The 15,429-nt window shown below is 41.4% G+C and carries 17 protein-coding genes; 8 read left to right on the top strand and 9 right to left on the bottom strand.

Annotated features, from left to right (window positions below; all coding sequences use genetic code 11):
* Positions 1 to 294 precede the first annotated feature (294 nt).
* Positions 295 to 606: a BrnT family toxin gene (locus HEQ19_29630; protein ID WYM03023.1), complete on the top strand. Its 312-nt coding sequence runs from the start codon at positions 295 to 297 to the stop codon at positions 604 to 606.
* Positions 578 to 880 (top strand): hypothetical protein, encoded by a 303-nt coding sequence (locus HEQ19_29625; protein WYL98141.1) that lies wholly within the window; start codon positions 578 to 580, stop codon positions 878 to 880. The genes HEQ19_29630 and HEQ19_29625 overlap by 29 nt, the downstream gene beginning before the upstream one ends.
* A gap of 381 nt (positions 881 to 1,261) precedes the next feature.
* Here HEQ19_29625 and HEQ19_29620 read toward each other — a convergent pair whose 3' ends face one another.
* Entirely contained in the window at positions 1,262 to 1,885 is a 624-nt protein-coding gene (locus HEQ19_29620) for a J domain-containing protein (protein ID WYM03022.1), read from the bottom strand.
* A gap of 64 nt (positions 1,886 to 1,949) precedes the next feature.
* On the opposite strand from HEQ19_29620, the gene HEQ19_31495 reads away from it, so the two are divergent.
* On the top strand, positions 1,950 to 2,084 hold the full coding sequence (locus HEQ19_31495) for a hypothetical protein (protein WZI67062.1): 135 nt from the start codon (positions 1,950 to 1,952) through the stop codon (positions 2,082 to 2,084).
* Positions 2,085 to 2,118: 34 nt separating this feature from the next.
* On the opposite strand, the gene HEQ19_29615 is transcribed toward HEQ19_31495, so the two are convergent.
* The 3 genes from HEQ19_29615 to HEQ19_29605 form a co-directional block, all read right to left on the bottom strand.
* On the bottom strand, positions 2,119 to 2,259 hold the full coding sequence (locus HEQ19_29615) for a hypothetical protein (GenBank protein ID WYM03021.1): 141 nt from the start codon (positions 2,257 to 2,259) through the stop codon (positions 2,119 to 2,121).
* Positions 2,243 to 2,836, bottom strand: coding sequence for an ATP-dependent Clp protease proteolytic subunit (locus HEQ19_29610; GenBank protein WYM03020.1), 594 nt, complete (start codon positions 2,834 to 2,836; stop codon positions 2,243 to 2,245). The genes HEQ19_29615 and HEQ19_29610 overlap by 17 nt, the downstream gene beginning before the upstream one ends.
* A 77-nt stretch (positions 2,837 to 2,913) precedes the next feature.
* The gene (locus tag HEQ19_29605; GenBank protein ID WYM03019.1) at positions 2,914 to 3,576 is read right to left on the bottom strand and encodes an ATP-dependent Clp protease proteolytic subunit; all 663 of its coding nucleotides are present in this window, start codon (positions 3,574 to 3,576) and stop codon (positions 2,914 to 2,916) included.
* Positions 3,577 to 3,916: 340 nt separating this feature from the next.
* On the opposite strand from HEQ19_29605, the gene HEQ19_29600 reads away from it, so the two are divergent.
* Positions 3,917 to 5,173: a VWA domain-containing protein gene (locus HEQ19_29600; GenBank protein WYM03018.1), complete on the top strand. Its 1,257-nt coding sequence runs from the start codon at positions 3,917 to 3,919 to the stop codon at positions 5,171 to 5,173.
* A complete protein-coding gene (locus HEQ19_29595; GenBank protein ID WYM03017.1) occupies positions 5,170 to 6,459 on the top strand; it encodes a VWA domain-containing protein in 1,290 nt (429 codons plus the stop codon). The genes HEQ19_29600 and HEQ19_29595 overlap by 4 nt, the downstream gene beginning before the upstream one ends.
* A gap of 108 nt (positions 6,460 to 6,567) precedes the next feature.
* Here the strand turns inward: HEQ19_29595 and HEQ19_29590 are convergent, their stop codons facing one another.
* Positions 6,568 to 7,584: a hypothetical protein gene (locus tag HEQ19_29590; protein ID WYM03016.1), complete on the bottom strand. Its 1,017-nt coding sequence runs from the start codon at positions 7,582 to 7,584 to the stop codon at positions 6,568 to 6,570.
* A 997-nt stretch (positions 7,585 to 8,581) separates the two neighbouring features.
* Here HEQ19_29590 and HEQ19_29585 point away from each other — a divergent pair.
* Positions 8,582 to 9,391, top strand: a complete 810-nt coding sequence (locus HEQ19_29585) for a tetratricopeptide repeat protein (protein WYM03015.1) — start codon at positions 8,582 to 8,584, stop codon at positions 9,389 to 9,391.
* Positions 9,392 to 9,453: 62 nt separating this feature from the next.
* Here the strand turns inward: HEQ19_29585 and HEQ19_29580 are convergent, their stop codons facing one another.
* Positions 9,454 to 11,004 carry an AAA family ATPase gene (locus HEQ19_29580; GenBank protein ID WYM03014.1) on the bottom strand — a complete coding sequence of 517 codons (1,551 nt, stop codon included), beginning with the start codon at positions 11,002 to 11,004 and terminating at the stop codon, positions 9,454 to 9,456.
* Positions 11,005 to 11,119: 115 nt separating this feature from the next.
* Between HEQ19_29580 and HEQ19_29575 the strand changes: the two genes are divergently transcribed.
* Positions 11,120 to 11,371 (top strand): type II toxin-antitoxin system HicB family antitoxin, encoded by a 252-nt coding sequence (locus tag HEQ19_29575; GenBank protein ID WYM03691.2) that lies wholly within the window; start codon positions 11,120 to 11,122, stop codon positions 11,369 to 11,371.
* Between the two features lie 388 nt (positions 11,372 to 11,759).
* Positions 11,760 to 12,554, top strand: a complete 795-nt coding sequence (locus tag HEQ19_29570; protein WYM03013.1) for a prohibitin family protein — start codon at positions 11,760 to 11,762, stop codon at positions 12,552 to 12,554.
* A 490-nt stretch (positions 12,555 to 13,044) separates the two neighbouring features.
* Here the strand turns inward: HEQ19_29570 and HEQ19_29565 are convergent, their stop codons facing one another.
* The 3 genes from HEQ19_29565 to HEQ19_29555 all read right to left on the bottom strand — a co-directional run bounded on the left by HEQ19_29565 (position 13,045) and on the right by HEQ19_29555 (position 15,274).
* Positions 13,045 to 13,548, bottom strand: a complete 504-nt coding sequence (locus HEQ19_29565; GenBank protein WYM03012.1) for a DUF1634 domain-containing protein — start codon at positions 13,546 to 13,548, stop codon at positions 13,045 to 13,047.
* Position 13,549: 1 nt separating this feature from the next.
* Positions 13,550 to 14,386, bottom strand: coding sequence for a sulfite exporter TauE/SafE family protein (locus HEQ19_29560; protein ID WYM03011.1), 837 nt, complete (start codon positions 14,384 to 14,386; stop codon positions 13,550 to 13,552).
* A gap of 141 nt (positions 14,387 to 14,527) precedes the next feature.
* Entirely contained in the window at positions 14,528 to 15,274 is a 747-nt protein-coding gene (locus HEQ19_29555) for a phosphatase PAP2 family protein (GenBank protein WYM03010.1), read from the bottom strand.
* Between the last annotated feature and the right edge of the window lie 155 nt (positions 15,275 to 15,429).

Raw genomic sequence — 15,429 nt, 5'->3', positions numbered from 1 at the left:
GTCCCGAAGATTTATACATTCTTTGGCTTTTTGTACTTAGATGACCCTGATACCCCCATTTGGGTTGTAGTATGCACAGTATCTACCCCTCTCCAAAATGCCCTAGAATTCCTCTGCTACCGTCCGGTGATGGAATCATCATTTACAAGGGTAGGGGCTGCTTAATGCCCAAAATAAAACCGCCAGTGGCGGCGATGGGGTGATTGGGTTGGGTGATGGGGGCGATCGCTGAAATTTAATTACGGTTAAGTGTGATACATTCTAAATCTATGTCTAAAGTGTTATAAGCTATTTATGCCTGAATATTGTTTTGAGTGGGACGAAAATAAAAACACAACTAACATAGGGAAATACGGTATTGATTTTAGGGAAGCATCAAAAATATTTTATGATAATTGTAGGCTAACTTTTCCAGACACAAGGCAAGATTACGGTGAATTAAGAGAAATTAGTATTGGAGAAATTAATTTATCACTTGATAATTCAATTATTATTTTAGTAGTTGTTCATACAGATAGGGATGGATCAATTCGGATAATTTCTGCAAGGAAAGCCAACAAGAAGGAGAGGACGATATATGCACAAAGAAAAAATATTTTCGGCTGATATGCCAGTGGAACAAAGGCATAAAATACTACTAAGTATGTCTGATGCAGAAATTGATTATTCTGATATACCTCCATTGGATGAGCTTTTTTCCGAAGACTACATCAATCAAAGAATTAGGGCAAAACAACAAAGGTTCTACATAAGTGGGGTTGTAAAAACTGTCAAAGTTGTCAAAATAATCAATGAAAATAGTAGAAGATACATTTTTGTATATCCTACAAAGAGAAGAAAGAATGACCGCTTATGGTTAAAACGTTTTTTTAGAAAGTAAGGCGGTTAAATGAATCGTTTCATATTAAAAGCCGTCTCTTAACATAGACGGCTTTTGTAATATCATGTCTAATCGATCGCACCACGCTTTTCAATTACGCCAATCTCGCCAAATCCTGAAACTTCGTCAAATCTCGCAATCTCGCCACAGTTTTGTTTGACACTCCCACACCTAGAAGGTGTGGGATTCTTGAAGACTAAGCCAAGCCTCCAATATCCCATAGACTCAATTGAGTTGGCGGGTTCCCCGGCACATCGCGTTTGCTATTTTTAGCGCGATGTTGTTTCCTTTTAGATGATCTGTAGGGGCGCAAGGCCTTGCGCCCCTACCCACTTTTGCAAAAGGTGTATTACTCATTGGTCTTATCCGTCAAGCCCTGAATTAAAAAATCTGCTCCAAACGCTGAAAATCGTGCTGCACCTGATTCCACAAAGTTTTATTATGAGGGTCGGTTTTGATAGCTTTTTTGAGATAAATTCTGGCTTTAAGCAGCTGGTTTTGACTAATTAGCGCCCGTCCCCAAATTTGATAGGCGATCGCTAGCCATTGGCGTACTTCAGCATCTTCTGGTAAACGTTCAGCTAAAGCTTCCGCTAGGGCGATCGCTTGGGGAAACCGTTTTTCTTTCAAAAAGCGCTGTAACTGCTCATAAGTTTTCCACTTGAGCCGCAATTCTATTTCCACCAAATGAGGCGGTTTTGGTGTGGACTGTTTTGGAGTTTTTACCGTGGTTGTTTGTACCTTCTCCTGAGGCTTGGCTGTGGTGTCATCACTCTGTGGCGTTGGCGGTTGACTTGACGCCACGGGAATTTCCTCCTGCGGTACAACCGTCAAGAGGACTTTGTAAGCCTCAGTCAAGGCAATAAATTTGTCTTTGGCTTTATTGTCATCTGGGTTAATATCGGGATGATATTGCTGCGCCAATCGTCGGTAAGACGCTTTGATGTCGGCAAAAGAAGCTCCTGACCTTAAACCCAATAAACGGTAGCAATCTCCAAGATCCATGTTGATCTATCAGCTATCAAATATGCACTGGGGGGGTTGGGGGTTGGGGGTTGGGGATTGAGGTTTGGGGATTGAGGTTTGGGGATTGAGGTTTGGGGTTTGGGGATTGGGGATTGGGGATTGGGGATTGGTGAAAATTACTTCCTTATCTCCCTCATCCCCCTCATCTCCCTCATCTCCCCATACCCTCAGTCCCTAGTCCCCAGCGATGCACTGAGCTTGCCGAAGTGTCCCTAGTCCCCAGCGATGCACTGAGCTTGCCGAAGTGTCCCTAGTCCCCAGCGATGCACTGAGCTTGCCGAAGTGTCCCCAATCCCCAGCGATGCACTGAGCTTGCCGAAGTGTCCCCCTCCTCTTCTACGGACGTTCTTCAATTACACGGTCAATCAAACCGTAATCTTTTGCTTCTGCAGCAGACATGAAAAAGTCGCGATCCATGTCTTTTTCGATCTTGGCTATGGTCTGACCCGTTTTGTCAGCATAAATCCCATTGAGCTGGTGACGAATCCGCAGAATCTCTCTAGCTTCAATTTCGATATCGGTTGCTTGTCCACGGGTACCACCAGAGGGTTGGTGAATCATAATCCGGGAGTGAGGTAAAGCCATCCGTTTACCCTTGGTGCCAGCAGCCAGCAGGAATGAACCCATTGACGCCGCTAAACCCACACAAATTGTCACCACATCTGATTTGATGTGTTGCATGGTGTCAAAAATTGCCAAGCCAGATGTTACCATTCCACCGGGGGAATTGATGTATAAATATATATCCTTGCCTGGATCTTCTGAATCCAGATAGAGCATGACAGCGATAATTTGGTTAGCAATTTCATCATCAATGTCTCGCCCCAGGAAAATAATCCGTTCCCGATAAAGGCGATCGTAGATGCTAATCCAGTCTGTAAACTGACCTCCCGGCATCCGGTAAGGAACTTTAGGAACACCTATAGGCATTTTCGCTACTCCGGTTGTAATTAGTTATTAGTCATTTGTCTAAGACAAAGGACAAATGACACAGGACAAATGGCAAATTAAAGGACACTAGCTGGTAGTGGGGGATTGGCGAGTTCTTCTTTTTCAAAAACCCGGTCAATTAAACCGTATTCTTTCGCTTGCTTAGGTGTCATATATAACAAGCGATCCATATCTTTGGTAATTTTTTCGAGTGGCTGTCCGGTGGTGCGAGAGAGGATATCAACCATTGAGGCCTTGTTTGCCAGAACTTCTCGCGCGCGAATTTGAATATCCGTTGCTTGACCTTGGGCGTAGCTCTTGGGCTGGTGCAGGATAATCGAGGCGTGGGGCAAACTAGCGCGACAACCAGGGGTGCCAGCACTGAGTAACATAGCTGCCATACCCATTGCTGAACCGATGCAGATGGTGTGGATGGGCGGCTTGATGTATTTCATGGTGTCAAAGATGGCGAAGGCCTCGGTTTCAAAGCCGATAGGTTCGCCACTATAGCCGGAGGTGCCTGTGGAGTTGATATAGATTTTAATCGGTTTTTCGGGGTCATCGGACTGCAAAAACAACAGTTCGGCGACGATTAATTCGGTGACAGCAGGCACCAGTGGCATCCCAAGATAGACAATTCGCTCCTTCAACAATAAGGAAGGTAAATCTGGCGGTGGTGTCCGGTAGGAGTTATCACCGTAGTAGGGGGCTTGAACAGCCTTGATGGGGGAAATGTCCATAGCAACTGATCGCCTGAAATTATGCCGTTAACTGTAATACATCCTAGCGCGATGCTAAGGGGATTCAAGGTGTGGATTTCTCCCTATGGAAGCAAAAATACTAGTTCTTGAATTCGTTGAAGAAAATTCACGGGTTGCCTCGCCGCAGAAATCCTGGTGTTGGATACATTTTCCGTAGCACTAATGTTGCGGTTTGAAGTTATTTATAAATATAGCAATCTTAAATGAGTGAGTTGGTAAACTGCATACAGTTGACAGTCAATAGCCACCGCTGATATTTTTCACAACCTGATTGGGATTGCTATTGCTATATCTATATCATCAATAGGAATTTTGGTTTATGAAAGTTAACTTGCAGCCGTCCCTGAATGATGCTAATTTAGACGCGAATCAACTCAACTCTCAGCGTCAGCTGTCCGTGGCAATTTCTGCGATCGCCGAAGATTTGGATCGGAATGTGCCCCTAAATTTATGCCTAATTCTCGACCATAGTGGGTCAATGAGTGGGCGTTCGCTAGAAAATGTCAAGGAAGCGGCGAACCGTTTGGTTGACAGACTTAATCCTGATGATCGCCTCAGTGTTGTAGTTTTTAATCACCGTGCTAAAGTTTTGGTATCCAATCAAACTGTCGAAGACCCTGAAGAGATCAAACGGCAAATTAACCGCCTAGCTGCTGATGGTGGAACGGCGATTGATGAAGGTCTGCGTCTGGGGATTGAGGAGTTGGCTAAGGGGAAAAAAGAAACTGTTTCCCAAGCGTTTTTGTTAACTGATGGCGAAAATGAACATGGTGATAATAAACGCTGTTTGAAATTTGCTCAATTGGCTGCTAGCTATAATTTGACATTAAATACGTTGGGATTTGGTGACAATTGGAATCAGGATGTTTTAGAGAAAATTGCTGATGCGGCTGCGGGTACTTTGTCTTACATTCAACAACCCAATCAGGCTATAGAAGAGTTTGGGCGGCTATTTGGGCGGATTCAAACTGTGGGCTTGACTAATGCTTATCTATTATTTTCCCTGGCGCCGAATGTCCGACTGGCGGAACTCAAACCCATAGCCCAAGTTTCCCCAGATACGATTGAGTTACCACTGCAACCAGAAGCAGATGGACGCTTTGCGGTGCGTTTGGGAGATTTGATGAAAGATGCGAAACGGGTGATTTTAGCTAATATTTATCTAGGACAGTTACCCGAAGGTAAACAGGCGATCGCCAATGTTCAAATCCGCTATGATGACCCCTCCAAAAACCAAACCGGGTTATTTTCCCCGAATATCCCTGTTTATGGCAATGTGAGTGGGGTTTACCAACCCGATGCCAATCCAGAGGTGCAACAATCTATTTTAGCATTGGCTAAGTATCGCCAAACCCAGTTAGCCGAGGCGAAATTGCAACAGGGCGATCGCGCTGGTGCGGCGACGATGCTGCAAACTGCTGCTAAAACTGCTCTGCAAATGGGAGATACCAGTGCGGCGACGGTGCTGCAAACGAACGCTACCCGCCTCCAAGCTGGTCAAGAACTTTCGGAAGCAGACCGCAAGAAAACCAGGATTGTTTCCAAAACTGTGTTGCAGGATACCCCTCATCAATGAAAGTTAAATTACTGTCGGCGTTAAATGATAGTAATCTGGATGCAGCTCAATTGACGAGCCAGCGTCAATTGGGCATTTCAATTTCGGCGATTGCCGCTGAGTTTGACCAAAATCTACCGCTGAATTTATGCTTGATTCTGGATAAAAGTGGTTCCATGTCTGGACAACCAATTAAGACTGTTATCCAGGCTGTAGAGGCATTATTGGATCAACTCCAGCCAGGCGATCGCCTTTCGGTTGTCGCCTTCGCTAGTGCAGCGGAAGTAATTCTCCCCAATCAGGTAATCGAAGATACCCAAGCTATCAAATCTCAAATTAGAAATAAACTCCATGCTGATGGCGGTACTGTAATTGCTGAGGGTTTACAACTGGGAATTACAGAACTGTTGAAGGGGACAAAAGGAACGGTTTCCCAAGCATTTCTACTGACAGATGGTCATGGTGATAATGGTTTACGGATTTGGAAGTGGGAAATTACGCCAGATGACAACAAACGCTGTCTGGAACTGGCTTACAGGGCTACCAGGGTAAATCTAACTATCAATACTCTGGGTTTTGGCAATGGCTGGAATCAGGATTTACTGGAAAAAATTGCCGATGTTGGTGGTGGCAGTTTAGCCCATATTGAGCATCCAGAACAAGCTGTAGAGCAATTTAGCCGTCTGTTTACACGCATTCAGTCTGTGGGGCTAACCAATGCTTACTTGCTAGTATCTCTGGCGCCCAATGTCCGGCTAGCGGAACTCAAACCCATTGCCCAAGTTTCTCCTGATACGATTGAGTTACCAGTGCAACCAGAAGCCGATGGTAGCTTTGTCGTACGTTTGGGAGACTTGATGCAGGATGTCAAACGGGTGGTTTTAGCCAATATTTATATCGGGAAGTTACCAGAAGGTGAACAAGTGATCGCCCATCTGCAAATCCGTTATGATGACCCAGCCAAAAACCAACAAGGTTTACTGTCTGAGATTTTCACCGTACTTGTCAACGTAGTCAAGACTTACCAACCCTTAATGGACGCCGAAGTACAACATTCAATTTTGACATTAGCTAAGTATCGCCAAACCCAGTTAGCAGAGGTGAAATTATTACAGGGCGATTGCACTGGTGCGGCGACAATGCTGCAAACTGCAGCTAAAACCGCCCTGCAAATCGGAGATACCAAGGCGGCGACAGTGTTGCAAACTTCAGCCACACGCCTACAAGCAGGGGAAGAACTTTCCGAGAGCGATCTGAAAAAAACGCGGATTGTCTCCAAGACAGTTTTACAGGATTCATCAAGTTGATTCTAAGACCTCTGTCCAAACTTCTCCCCTTTAAGTTCATTGAACCACATATATTGTAGGGGCACGGCAGTGCCGTGCCCTTACCGGGTGGTCTATTTACCTGAAAACTTAGAAAAGAATGGAGTTGAGGGCGGATTCTGCCTGTCTTTGAACAATCTCCCACGTTTCTCCCGATATATTTGTAACAGTCTTTTGAGAACTGCGATGAGGATCTTGATTAATCTGTGCCGCCTGAACGTCCCATTCAATGCTCCCTTCAGGTCCTAGGATAATAATTGGAACAACTGGACTCAGAATAGCAGCATAATGGGTGGCGTTACTTCTATTTGTGAGGACTAAGAATTTTCCTTCCCTCTCCTCAGCGATTTCGTTAAGAGCGGTATACCAACAGGGAATTTTAATTAGGTCTCCTTGATTATGATCAATTTCGGCAATGTGAAGGCAATCGTATGGTAATAGAGAGTCTACTTGTGAGTAAACCAAACTCATTTCCTCTTCAATAATAGAACGATCCCGGTAATCAACGCTGACAAAATGAGAGGTATACTCAGAACCTACACTAGTGAGGATACTTGCGATTAGCGATAACGGGACGCTTTCCCTCTGTCCAAGCTGCTGACGTGCTATTTCGTCAATTTTTTTCAAGGTGGTTATCTTTCCGTAAGCACCACATGCGAACAGTGGTTTTTTCGGAAGATTCCAATTCCTCATAATTATGCTTTTTATCTCATCAACTAAATTACGCGGAGGAGTAAAATACGCATTCTGCCCGTGAAGTGCTATAGCTAATCCGCCTTCAATCTCACATGCAACCTGATTACATTGTTGTGGAACTTGATGTTCTAGATTGACAATTTCATTACTACTCAGTCCGATTTCTTGCAGGTAATTCTCGATAATTTCAACGCTCTCTTCAAACCTTCTGCCTCTTGTCATACCAGCTGGGTAACCTAGTAAACGAAAATAAATTGAGGAATTTAATTGCTCAATACAAGTACGAAAAATAGTGAGATGTCGTTCATCCACGAGTATCGTTGCTTCACTCTTTGAGCGCAGATTAAGAAATCTCTGGATGAGCCACAATGCAGACAAATCCCAACCCAAAGAATAAGACCAAAGAATCATAGTGGAAAACCTTTGAGAAGAAGAATTATTGATGTGTTTAAATATTACGCTATGGCGTTTTCCAAGGCAGGTATCGTGTCCCTCAAAATTGTGTTTTCTACCCGAATTTTAGCAAAATTTTAAGCATTATTGCTTATTGGACAATAAATCATAGCCTTGCTTTAACATCCTGAGAGGAGGCACTAAATAAACAAAAAACGAGCAACTCTTACGCTTCTTGGGCTAGACCAACCAGATTTGGCCTTAAGGTTGTCCAAAAGCGCGGTATAGTTGCGAAAATTTTCAATAATCTTGTTCTAAACCTGTGCTTTTTGACAAGGGTTGCTCGTTTTTTGTAGGTTTCATTCCACAGGATGATATGCGGGCTACAACCCTTACAGAACAAACCATATAAGCTATAGTGACATAAAAAGATACAAGTCAAATTTTATTGTTATCGCCTCTATTCTCAATAAGAGGATAGTGGAAACCATATTTTAGATTTCTGTAAATGTATAATAAGTAGCTATTTTTTTTGAGCTACTAATACTACAATCCTTGTTAAGTAGACTTTACAGCGTGCTTGTCACCCCATCAGGGTATCAAAAATGCCATCAGACATGTGTTGCTCAAGATCTTTTTGAACTTACCTTAATTTTTATGACTCCTTTAGTTTCTTGCAATTAATTTAACATACTTATGCAAAAACAGTAATATAAATGACCATTTTGTATCTAGTTGAACTTATAGGTAGGTCCTATGGCTGGAGAAAACGGCTCTTGCGTGTATAGCGTGCTTAATTATTAATGAAAGTCGATTAAATTGCTTTAATAACAAGGCTTATAGGCGTTTATAATTTGATTTTTAGTAACAGTAGCTCAAATACAAAAAATAATGGCTTTTATCGGAGCCAGGCAAGGGTTTCAAACTTATTTTTTAACAAATTCAGCACGCTAAGTACGGAAGAGCCGAAATTCAAGAATATGCATTAGAGGCTGCTATAAAAGCTGAAGATAATTTGGCATATCCTCGCATACTTAATCAATTGGGTGAGATAGATCGCTTACGAGGACGTGCAGGAAATGGCATAAATAAATGTGAGGAAAGTAGACGTATTTTTCAGTCTTTAAATGATGAAGATGGTGAAGCTAAAGCTCTATACAATTTAGGATATCTTAACCGTTCATTGGGAAATCTGGCTGAATCTGCCGAATCTTTTGAGGCAGCATTGAAACTATTTAGAAGCATAAGGCACAGTCAGAATATGGATGAAGATATAGCAGAAGCCCTCGATGGTTTGGGTCAAGTTTACACCAGACAAGGAAAATTAGAACAGGCTAAAAAAGTTCTACTTGAGAGCCTGGGTATTAAGCAAGAGCTTGACAATAGATTCTCAACAAGTAAAACATACAACAATTTGGGCAAGGTTTATATTGAGTTTTATAACAAACAAAAGCAACTGGAATATTTGGAAGAAGCAAAAAAACTTTTTGAAAAGAGTCTGGAAATAAAGCGCGAACTGGGAGATCGCCAGGGAGAAGGTACTTCGTTAAATGAATTAGGTAAAGTTCACCGTTTAATGAATGAATGTGAGAAAGCAATAGATTATTACAACAAAAGTCTAGAGGTTAAGAGTAAAGTTTCTGCTACTGAAGGGGGCGTTCCTGATAGGCACGGTCAAGGACTCACCTATATGGAGATGGGTCTTTTATATGAAGAGCAAAGAGAAGAAGAAAAAGCTACAAATTACTTTCAATTGGCGCTCGACTACTTGAACAATTACTCACCTGAATTTAAGCAGATATCTAAAAGGATTCAAAAGACTTAAGAGCAAATAGAGAAAAAATATAGGAAAATGTAATGTTTTTTTTCAGCGTTGCTGAATAAGATCTACGCACGGATAACAGTGATAGAACGTTGATTTTTTGTGGTCAAAATTTGGGTTGATAGACGTTCTGCAATTGGTGGTGCTTTTTTGCGTTGATCGAAAATGAATAACCAGCCAGATTCTAATCCCAAGCGAGCTAAATAAGAGTCTAATTGTTCCAGACCTGACGTAAGTGGATCGGCTCTTTTATCGCGCCAAACTTTTAATTCGATTCCCAAGGTTAGTGAACCATATCTTAAACATAAATCCATGCGATCGCTCCCAATCGCATATTCGCGTTCGAGTGTTCCACCTCCATTGACGACACGATGTAAGAACGCCATTAACACTAGATGTGGTGCTATTTCATGGTATGCTGCACTACCTAATAACGGTTCACCATGCTGTCGCCAAAATTTCAAAAATGCATCTAGTAAAGCATCGGTGTTTAGTTCGCTTTTTTTGGTTAACCAAGTAGGGCTAATGTTAGGTAAACTGTCTTGAGTACCTTGGACTAAAACACGGGGAATCACCTCGCGGTAAATAGGGTTTGCTATCGTTAATCCTCCTGCTGGGTCACGTCGCAATAACCCCAAATCAATCAAATATTGTCGGTCATCTGCGGGAGTATCGCCCAATGTAAGTCCAGCTAATATTGGCTCAATAATTTGTTGGATTCGCTTTTCTCGCAGTTTTTGGGCTAGGGAATCAAGATGGGTGTCTTGGCGAGCGATTAATATTTCCTTGGCTTTGAAAATATGTTTATCTGTAATCGCGACATTTCTATCTAATACTATGTTCTCTACAACTTCTTTCGCTAGTGCATTGACTAACCAAGGTTGTCCTTGAGTCAAATCGAACGCCATTGCTGTTGCTTCGATTGTGAAAACTTGTCCCGTATCGGAGGTATGTTGCTGGTAAAGTTCTTGTACCTCAGCAGGTAAAAAATCTCTCAATGTTAAAGAGCTAACTTTAATATTAAAAGGACTGGAAGTATTTAATCTATCACTGCCACCCGATGCTATTTTATAATCGCGGACATCTCGCAAACCAATCAAACCCACAGACAAGGGAAAATTTTCGGGACGAGAGGGATAACCATCACGCAACTGTCGCAAAATTGAAATTAACGCTTCATTTTGTAGAGAGTCAATTTCATCAATAAATACTACCAAAGGTCGTGGTGAAGCTTGTGACCAAGCCTGTAAACTTGCTTGAATTCTTTGTCCAGGTTCCAGATAAACCCAAGTCGGAGGTTGCAAAGAAGGAGGTAAACGCACGGAAATCATATTCCGCCAAGCGCCGAGAATTGCTAATTCGGCGGCGCCAGGGTCATGGCTGTAGGGGCTTCCCACTTCTGCTGATACCATGACCGCTGTGTAGCGTCCACTTTCTGTGAGTTGTTTCGCCAATGCTAACATCGCAGTGGTTTTACCTGTTTGGCGAGGTGCATGAATGACAAAATAACTTTCTTGTTCAATTAGCTGCTCTAAGTTGGGTAGCCGACTGGTGGGCGACAGCATGTAGTGTTTGTCAGCTTTACATGGACCTGCGATGTTGAACCAACGAGACATGCAATATTTTTGGTGTAAAGGCGTCCTGATAAATTATAGAATAACGATTACCCCCGAATCATTGCTCGATTTATTTTTAACGTAAGATGAAACTGGTAGCACAATGCGAGATTTCATGGCGATAAAGTTTATTCTCAGCGACTATGTTGACCGAGCGATCGCCCAGGCAATTTATGACAAGTTAGAAGATGGTACATTTACAGGTAGAATTCCTGTTTGCAAAGGAGTGATCGCCTTTGCATCGACTTTGCGCGACTGTGAGGATGAATTACGCTCGACACTAGAAGACTGGATTTTGCTTGGGTTAAAGCTGGGACATTCTCTACCAGTAATGGATAATATTGATCTCAACAATGTTCTCACTTGAAACAGGAACATTCTCACTTGAAACAGGTAGCTAAATGCCAGGATATCATAACTAGCCATGACCAGATAGCCAAAAGCTGTTAAGCAAATTGCCCAACTTAAGTGTCGTTTAGGAATAGCCGTCAAAGCGTTGAGGACATCATGGTAATTATACCCGCGCAATTCCTGCGCGATCGCCCACAAAGACAGCAGCAGCAGTAGCAAGCCTAGCAGAGAATTAAAGTTGATGCGAAACTTTTTGGGCATAATTAGGTGGATACAGATTATTGATTGTAAGCAATGTTGGCAGTTCAAACCCCCATCAGCAGGTGTATCAGGGTGTCGCTATGCTGCTACATGATGACCAGAATATGAAATAATTAAATAAAATTGCCATTTTATGATTAATTATGAAGACCAATAAAACTCGTAACTTTGTGATTAAAATTACTTTGATTTTTGCACTGATAACGATAATTTTTTGGCCTTTTGTAATTGTCAACGCTGGAGAGCGGGGTGTATTAATGAAGTTTGGTCAAGTCCAATCTACAATACTAGAAGAAGGAATTCACCTAATTATACCCCTAGTTAATGCGGTAAAAAATTTGAGTATTCGAGTGCAAAAGCAGGAAATTTCTGCTGAAGCATCCTCTAAAGATTTACAAGATGTTTTTACGGATGTAGCCCTCAATTGGCATATCATACCAGAACAAGTAAATTTAATTTTTCAACAAATTGGAGATGAACAAGAGGTAATAAATAAGATTATCAACCCAGCAGTTGAAGAAGTATTAAAAGCTGTTATGTCCAAATATACGGCGGAAGAAATTATTATCAAACGTCCAGAAGTGAAAACAGGGGTAGATGGTTTATTAACTTCCAGATTGGCTAACTATCATGTTGCTGTCGATGATATTTCCCTAGTTCACATTCACTTTTCACGACGGTTTAGCGATGCGGTAGAAGCAAAACAGATTGCTGAACAGGAAGCAAAAATGACTGAGTTTGTAGCTCTCAAAGCAATCAAAGAAGCAGAAGCAAAGGTTAATTTAGCGAAAGGGGAAGCAGAAGCACAAAAATTAATTCGTGAAACATTAACGCCAGAACTTTTGCAAAAACAAGCGATAGAAAAGTGGAATGGAAATTTACCAAAAATTGTGACTGAAGGTGGACTTAAATTTGATGTAGACAACTTATTTAAGTAGTCGTTATTTCTTATATATCCGCACTTTCGGGGTTTAGCAATGCTAAACCCCTACGACAGATCCGGCTTTTTCCATCACACATATTTGGGATTTTCTGGCGTAAGTCCTAGAATCGTAGGTTGAGTTGAAGAAGGTAGCTTGCTTACCTTATGCTTACCAAAACTACGCTATATGCCAATACAGTTCAGTTAGGCTCGAATGATATACACTGTAGGGGCACGGCATCCACAATTTTTTCTTCTAACGACAATTTTATTCGTGCCGTGCCCCTACGACAATTTTCCTTAACTGAACTGTATTGCCCTATATGCAACTTACAGCAGTTTTCATTCATTTGAACCACAGATCTTCGTAGGGGCGCAAGGCCTTGCGCCCCAAAAGCGTGGTCTATTTACCTGAAAATGGCTGTAAAAGCGTAACAGCTTATTAGCACTGATGCACCCGACAATATCTGGATTTATACCGCAATTAATTAAGCAAAGCCATTATTTTAATAATAAGCGCCTACAAAGCTGTACGTTATAGCAGCTAATACTAACAAAGTGACAATCACGTAAGTGAAGTCTCGCTGTAGCAAGAAAGCTAATAGAGAAATTAACACGCGAATAATAGGAGTAGAAATTAATAGCAATAGACCAAATTGGATAATACCGCGACTACTACCTGATAAAATTGCTGTGATCACTCCAGATGGGGAACTAAACTCAGATGGTTCTCCTTGAAAAAACTGATATTGAGCAGGTTCAAAACCGTGGCTATACAAGTACAATATTCCTCCACATAAGACTACAGTGCTAGCAATAATAACCCCATATTTTAGTAGGTTACTGAGCCAATTTTCTAGCTGTTTTGTATCTGCTATTTTTGTAGAGTCTTGTTTGTCTAGTGCTGTAATCTCCGAATCTGGATGTTGCTGTTGAAAGGGTATTGCAACTACTTTACTTTCTGGCTGTCCTGAAGAACCCAACCGCGAACCAAAATTCAATTTATACATTTTATACCCCCCCCATGAGATTATTGTAGACCATCTTTAAAGCCATTGTTCCCAATACCAGACTAAAGATGATTCTCAATATCTGGGTTTGAGTTTCTACCAGAATTTTAGCACCTAAAAAAGCACCAGGTAATACCCCTAACATTACAGGCATTGCCAATCCTGGGTCTATATAACCTCTTGCTAGATAAACTCCTGCTGATGCTGCTGCTGTGACACCAATCATGAAATTACTGGTGGTTGTGGAAACTTTAAATGGTAGACGCATGGCTTGATCCATTGCTAATACTTTAAAAGCTCCCGATCCAATACCCAGTAATCCAGAAAGCACGCCAGCGATTAACATAATGGTAAATCCAGCCGGTACAGCTTGAACTTGATAAGAGATGATTCCCTCAGGGGTTGGGTAATTGTTATTAAGTTTGAGATAGTTTGCTATTGGATCTGTTGACTCGCTTTGTTCATGTTCAGTTCTGGGTTGTTGTGAAAGATAGGCTGAATAAAGTAGAACGAGCGCCAAGACAATAGTCAAATGTTTTACAGAAATCACAGTGGAAATCAACGCCCCAAAAATTGCGCCGATTGTTGTGGCTACTTCTAAAAACATTCCCAATCGTAAATTGGTATAGCCTTTCTTAATATAACTAGACGCAGCACCAGAGGAAGTAGCAATTACAGATACTAATGATGCACCGACAGCATAGCGGATATCAACACCAAATACTGAAGTTAATAAGGGAACAATTACGACACCACCACCTAACCCAGTTAGTGCGCCAACTAAGCCAGCGGTAAATGAACCAATCCAGACTAATAAAGAAAATTCCCAAATATTCAAATTTCATTCTCCTATATTTTTAGGTGTATAAAAAAGACGATAGAGTTTTTGTATTCTGGAAATCTAATGTGATTTTTTTACATTTTTGACATAATTGCTGTGATTAATGCATATCCATTTTTGATTTTAAATTTTCTATATTTAAAGAATATTTTCTTCTCCAGAAATCAATAAAGTTTCATTAATTATTGTAGTCAAATGCGGTCTGATAATCAAATTCACCCCGAACGCCCAAGCTAATGCAAGCATCCATCCGGCTAAGATGTCACTAGGAAAGTGAACTCCTAGGTATAACCGTGTCCAAGCAATAGCCAAGACAAATAAGCCACCAAGAATCATCACTAGCGATCGCCAAGATGTCTTGGGAGCTAAAATTACTAACACTACTACCAGCGTCATACTAGTCATAGCATGACCGCTAGGAAATGCGTAACCATAATGATGATAGCTAGACTCCCACAGGTGAGGACGCATTCGATGGATTAATTCCTTTGCTGTGAGGTTGATGATAGCGTTTCCCACTCCGGCTGTGATGACATAGACAAAATTTCGCCACTGTCTAGTAAGTAATAATATAAGTGCGATCGCTCCAAAAATTGGCAACGCAATATAAACCGATCCCAGCTTAGTCAGCGCTAATGCAAATATATCTAATGGCGGGTGTGCCGTCTCGTGAATTGCTAACAATACAGGTACATCCCACGTAAAACTACCTTTATTCTGCCACACTTTAACTGCTAATATTTCAAATATTTGTAAAGGTATATAAACTCCCATAAACAACACAATTAGAGAGTACCAATGAGTAATCAATAATTGTTTAAAAAATCTCTGGAATGACTCCAAACGTTTGCAAATATTAGATTTAAAAAAATCAGATTCAACCATTGTTAATTACCTAGCTGCAAATAAAGTTAAATCGTTAAATCGGCATTTTCCATTTTAAAGCTTACAGGTATTTTCAGGTAAATAGACCACACTGTAGGGGTTTAGCATTGCTAAACCCCTACACATTGTTAAACCCCTACAAAGAATGTGGTTCA

Source organism: Gloeotrichia echinulata CP02 (assembly GCA_038087035.1).
Taxonomy (GTDB): domain Bacteria; phylum Cyanobacteriota; class Cyanobacteriia; order Cyanobacteriales; family Nostocaceae; genus Gloeotrichia; species Gloeotrichia echinulata.
This window is presented reverse-complemented; position numbering and strand designations above follow the sequence as displayed.

Excerpts from the sequence above, each read along its gene's own strand:
- HEQ19_29630 (WYM03023.1), top strand. The coding sequence starts at position 295 with ATGCCTGAATATTGTTTTGAGTGGGACGAAAATAAAAACACAACTAAC.
- HEQ19_29625 (WYL98141.1), top strand. The coding sequence starts at position 578 with ATGCACAAAGAAAAAATATTTTCGGCTGATATGCCAGTGGAACAAAGG.
- HEQ19_29620 (WYM03022.1), bottom strand. The coding sequence starts at position 1,885 with ATGGATCTTGGAGATTGCTACCGTTTATTGGGTTTAAGGTCAGGAGCT.
- HEQ19_29610 (WYM03020.1), bottom strand. The coding sequence starts at position 2,836 with ATGCCTATAGGTGTTCCTAAAGTTCCTTACCGGATGCCGGGAGGTCAG.
- HEQ19_29605 (WYM03019.1), bottom strand. The coding sequence starts at position 3,576 with ATGGACATTTCCCCCATCAAGGCTGTTCAAGCCCCCTACTACGGTGAT.
- HEQ19_29600 (WYM03018.1), top strand. The coding sequence starts at position 3,917 with ATGAAAGTTAACTTGCAGCCGTCCCTGAATGATGCTAATTTAGACGCG.
- HEQ19_29595 (WYM03017.1), top strand. The coding sequence starts at position 5,170 with ATGAAAGTTAAATTACTGTCGGCGTTAAATGATAGTAATCTGGATGCA.
- HEQ19_29590 (WYM03016.1), bottom strand. The coding sequence starts at position 7,584 with ATGATTCTTTGGTCTTATTCTTTGGGTTGGGATTTGTCTGCATTGTGG.
- HEQ19_29580 (WYM03014.1), bottom strand. The coding sequence starts at position 11,004 with ATGTCTCGTTGGTTCAACATCGCAGGTCCATGTAAAGCTGACAAACAC.
- HEQ19_29575 (WYM03691.2), top strand. The coding sequence starts at position 11,120 with ATGGCGATAAAGTTTATTCTCAGCGACTATGTTGACCGAGCGATCGCC.
- HEQ19_29570 (WYM03013.1), top strand. The coding sequence starts at position 11,760 with ATGAAGACCAATAAAACTCGTAACTTTGTGATTAAAATTACTTTGATT.
- HEQ19_29565 (WYM03012.1), bottom strand. The coding sequence starts at position 13,548 with ATGTATAAATTGAATTTTGGTTCGCGGTTGGGTTCTTCAGGACAGCCA.
- HEQ19_29555 (WYM03010.1), bottom strand. The coding sequence starts at position 15,274 with ATGGTTGAATCTGATTTTTTTAAATCTAATATTTGCAAACGTTTGGAG.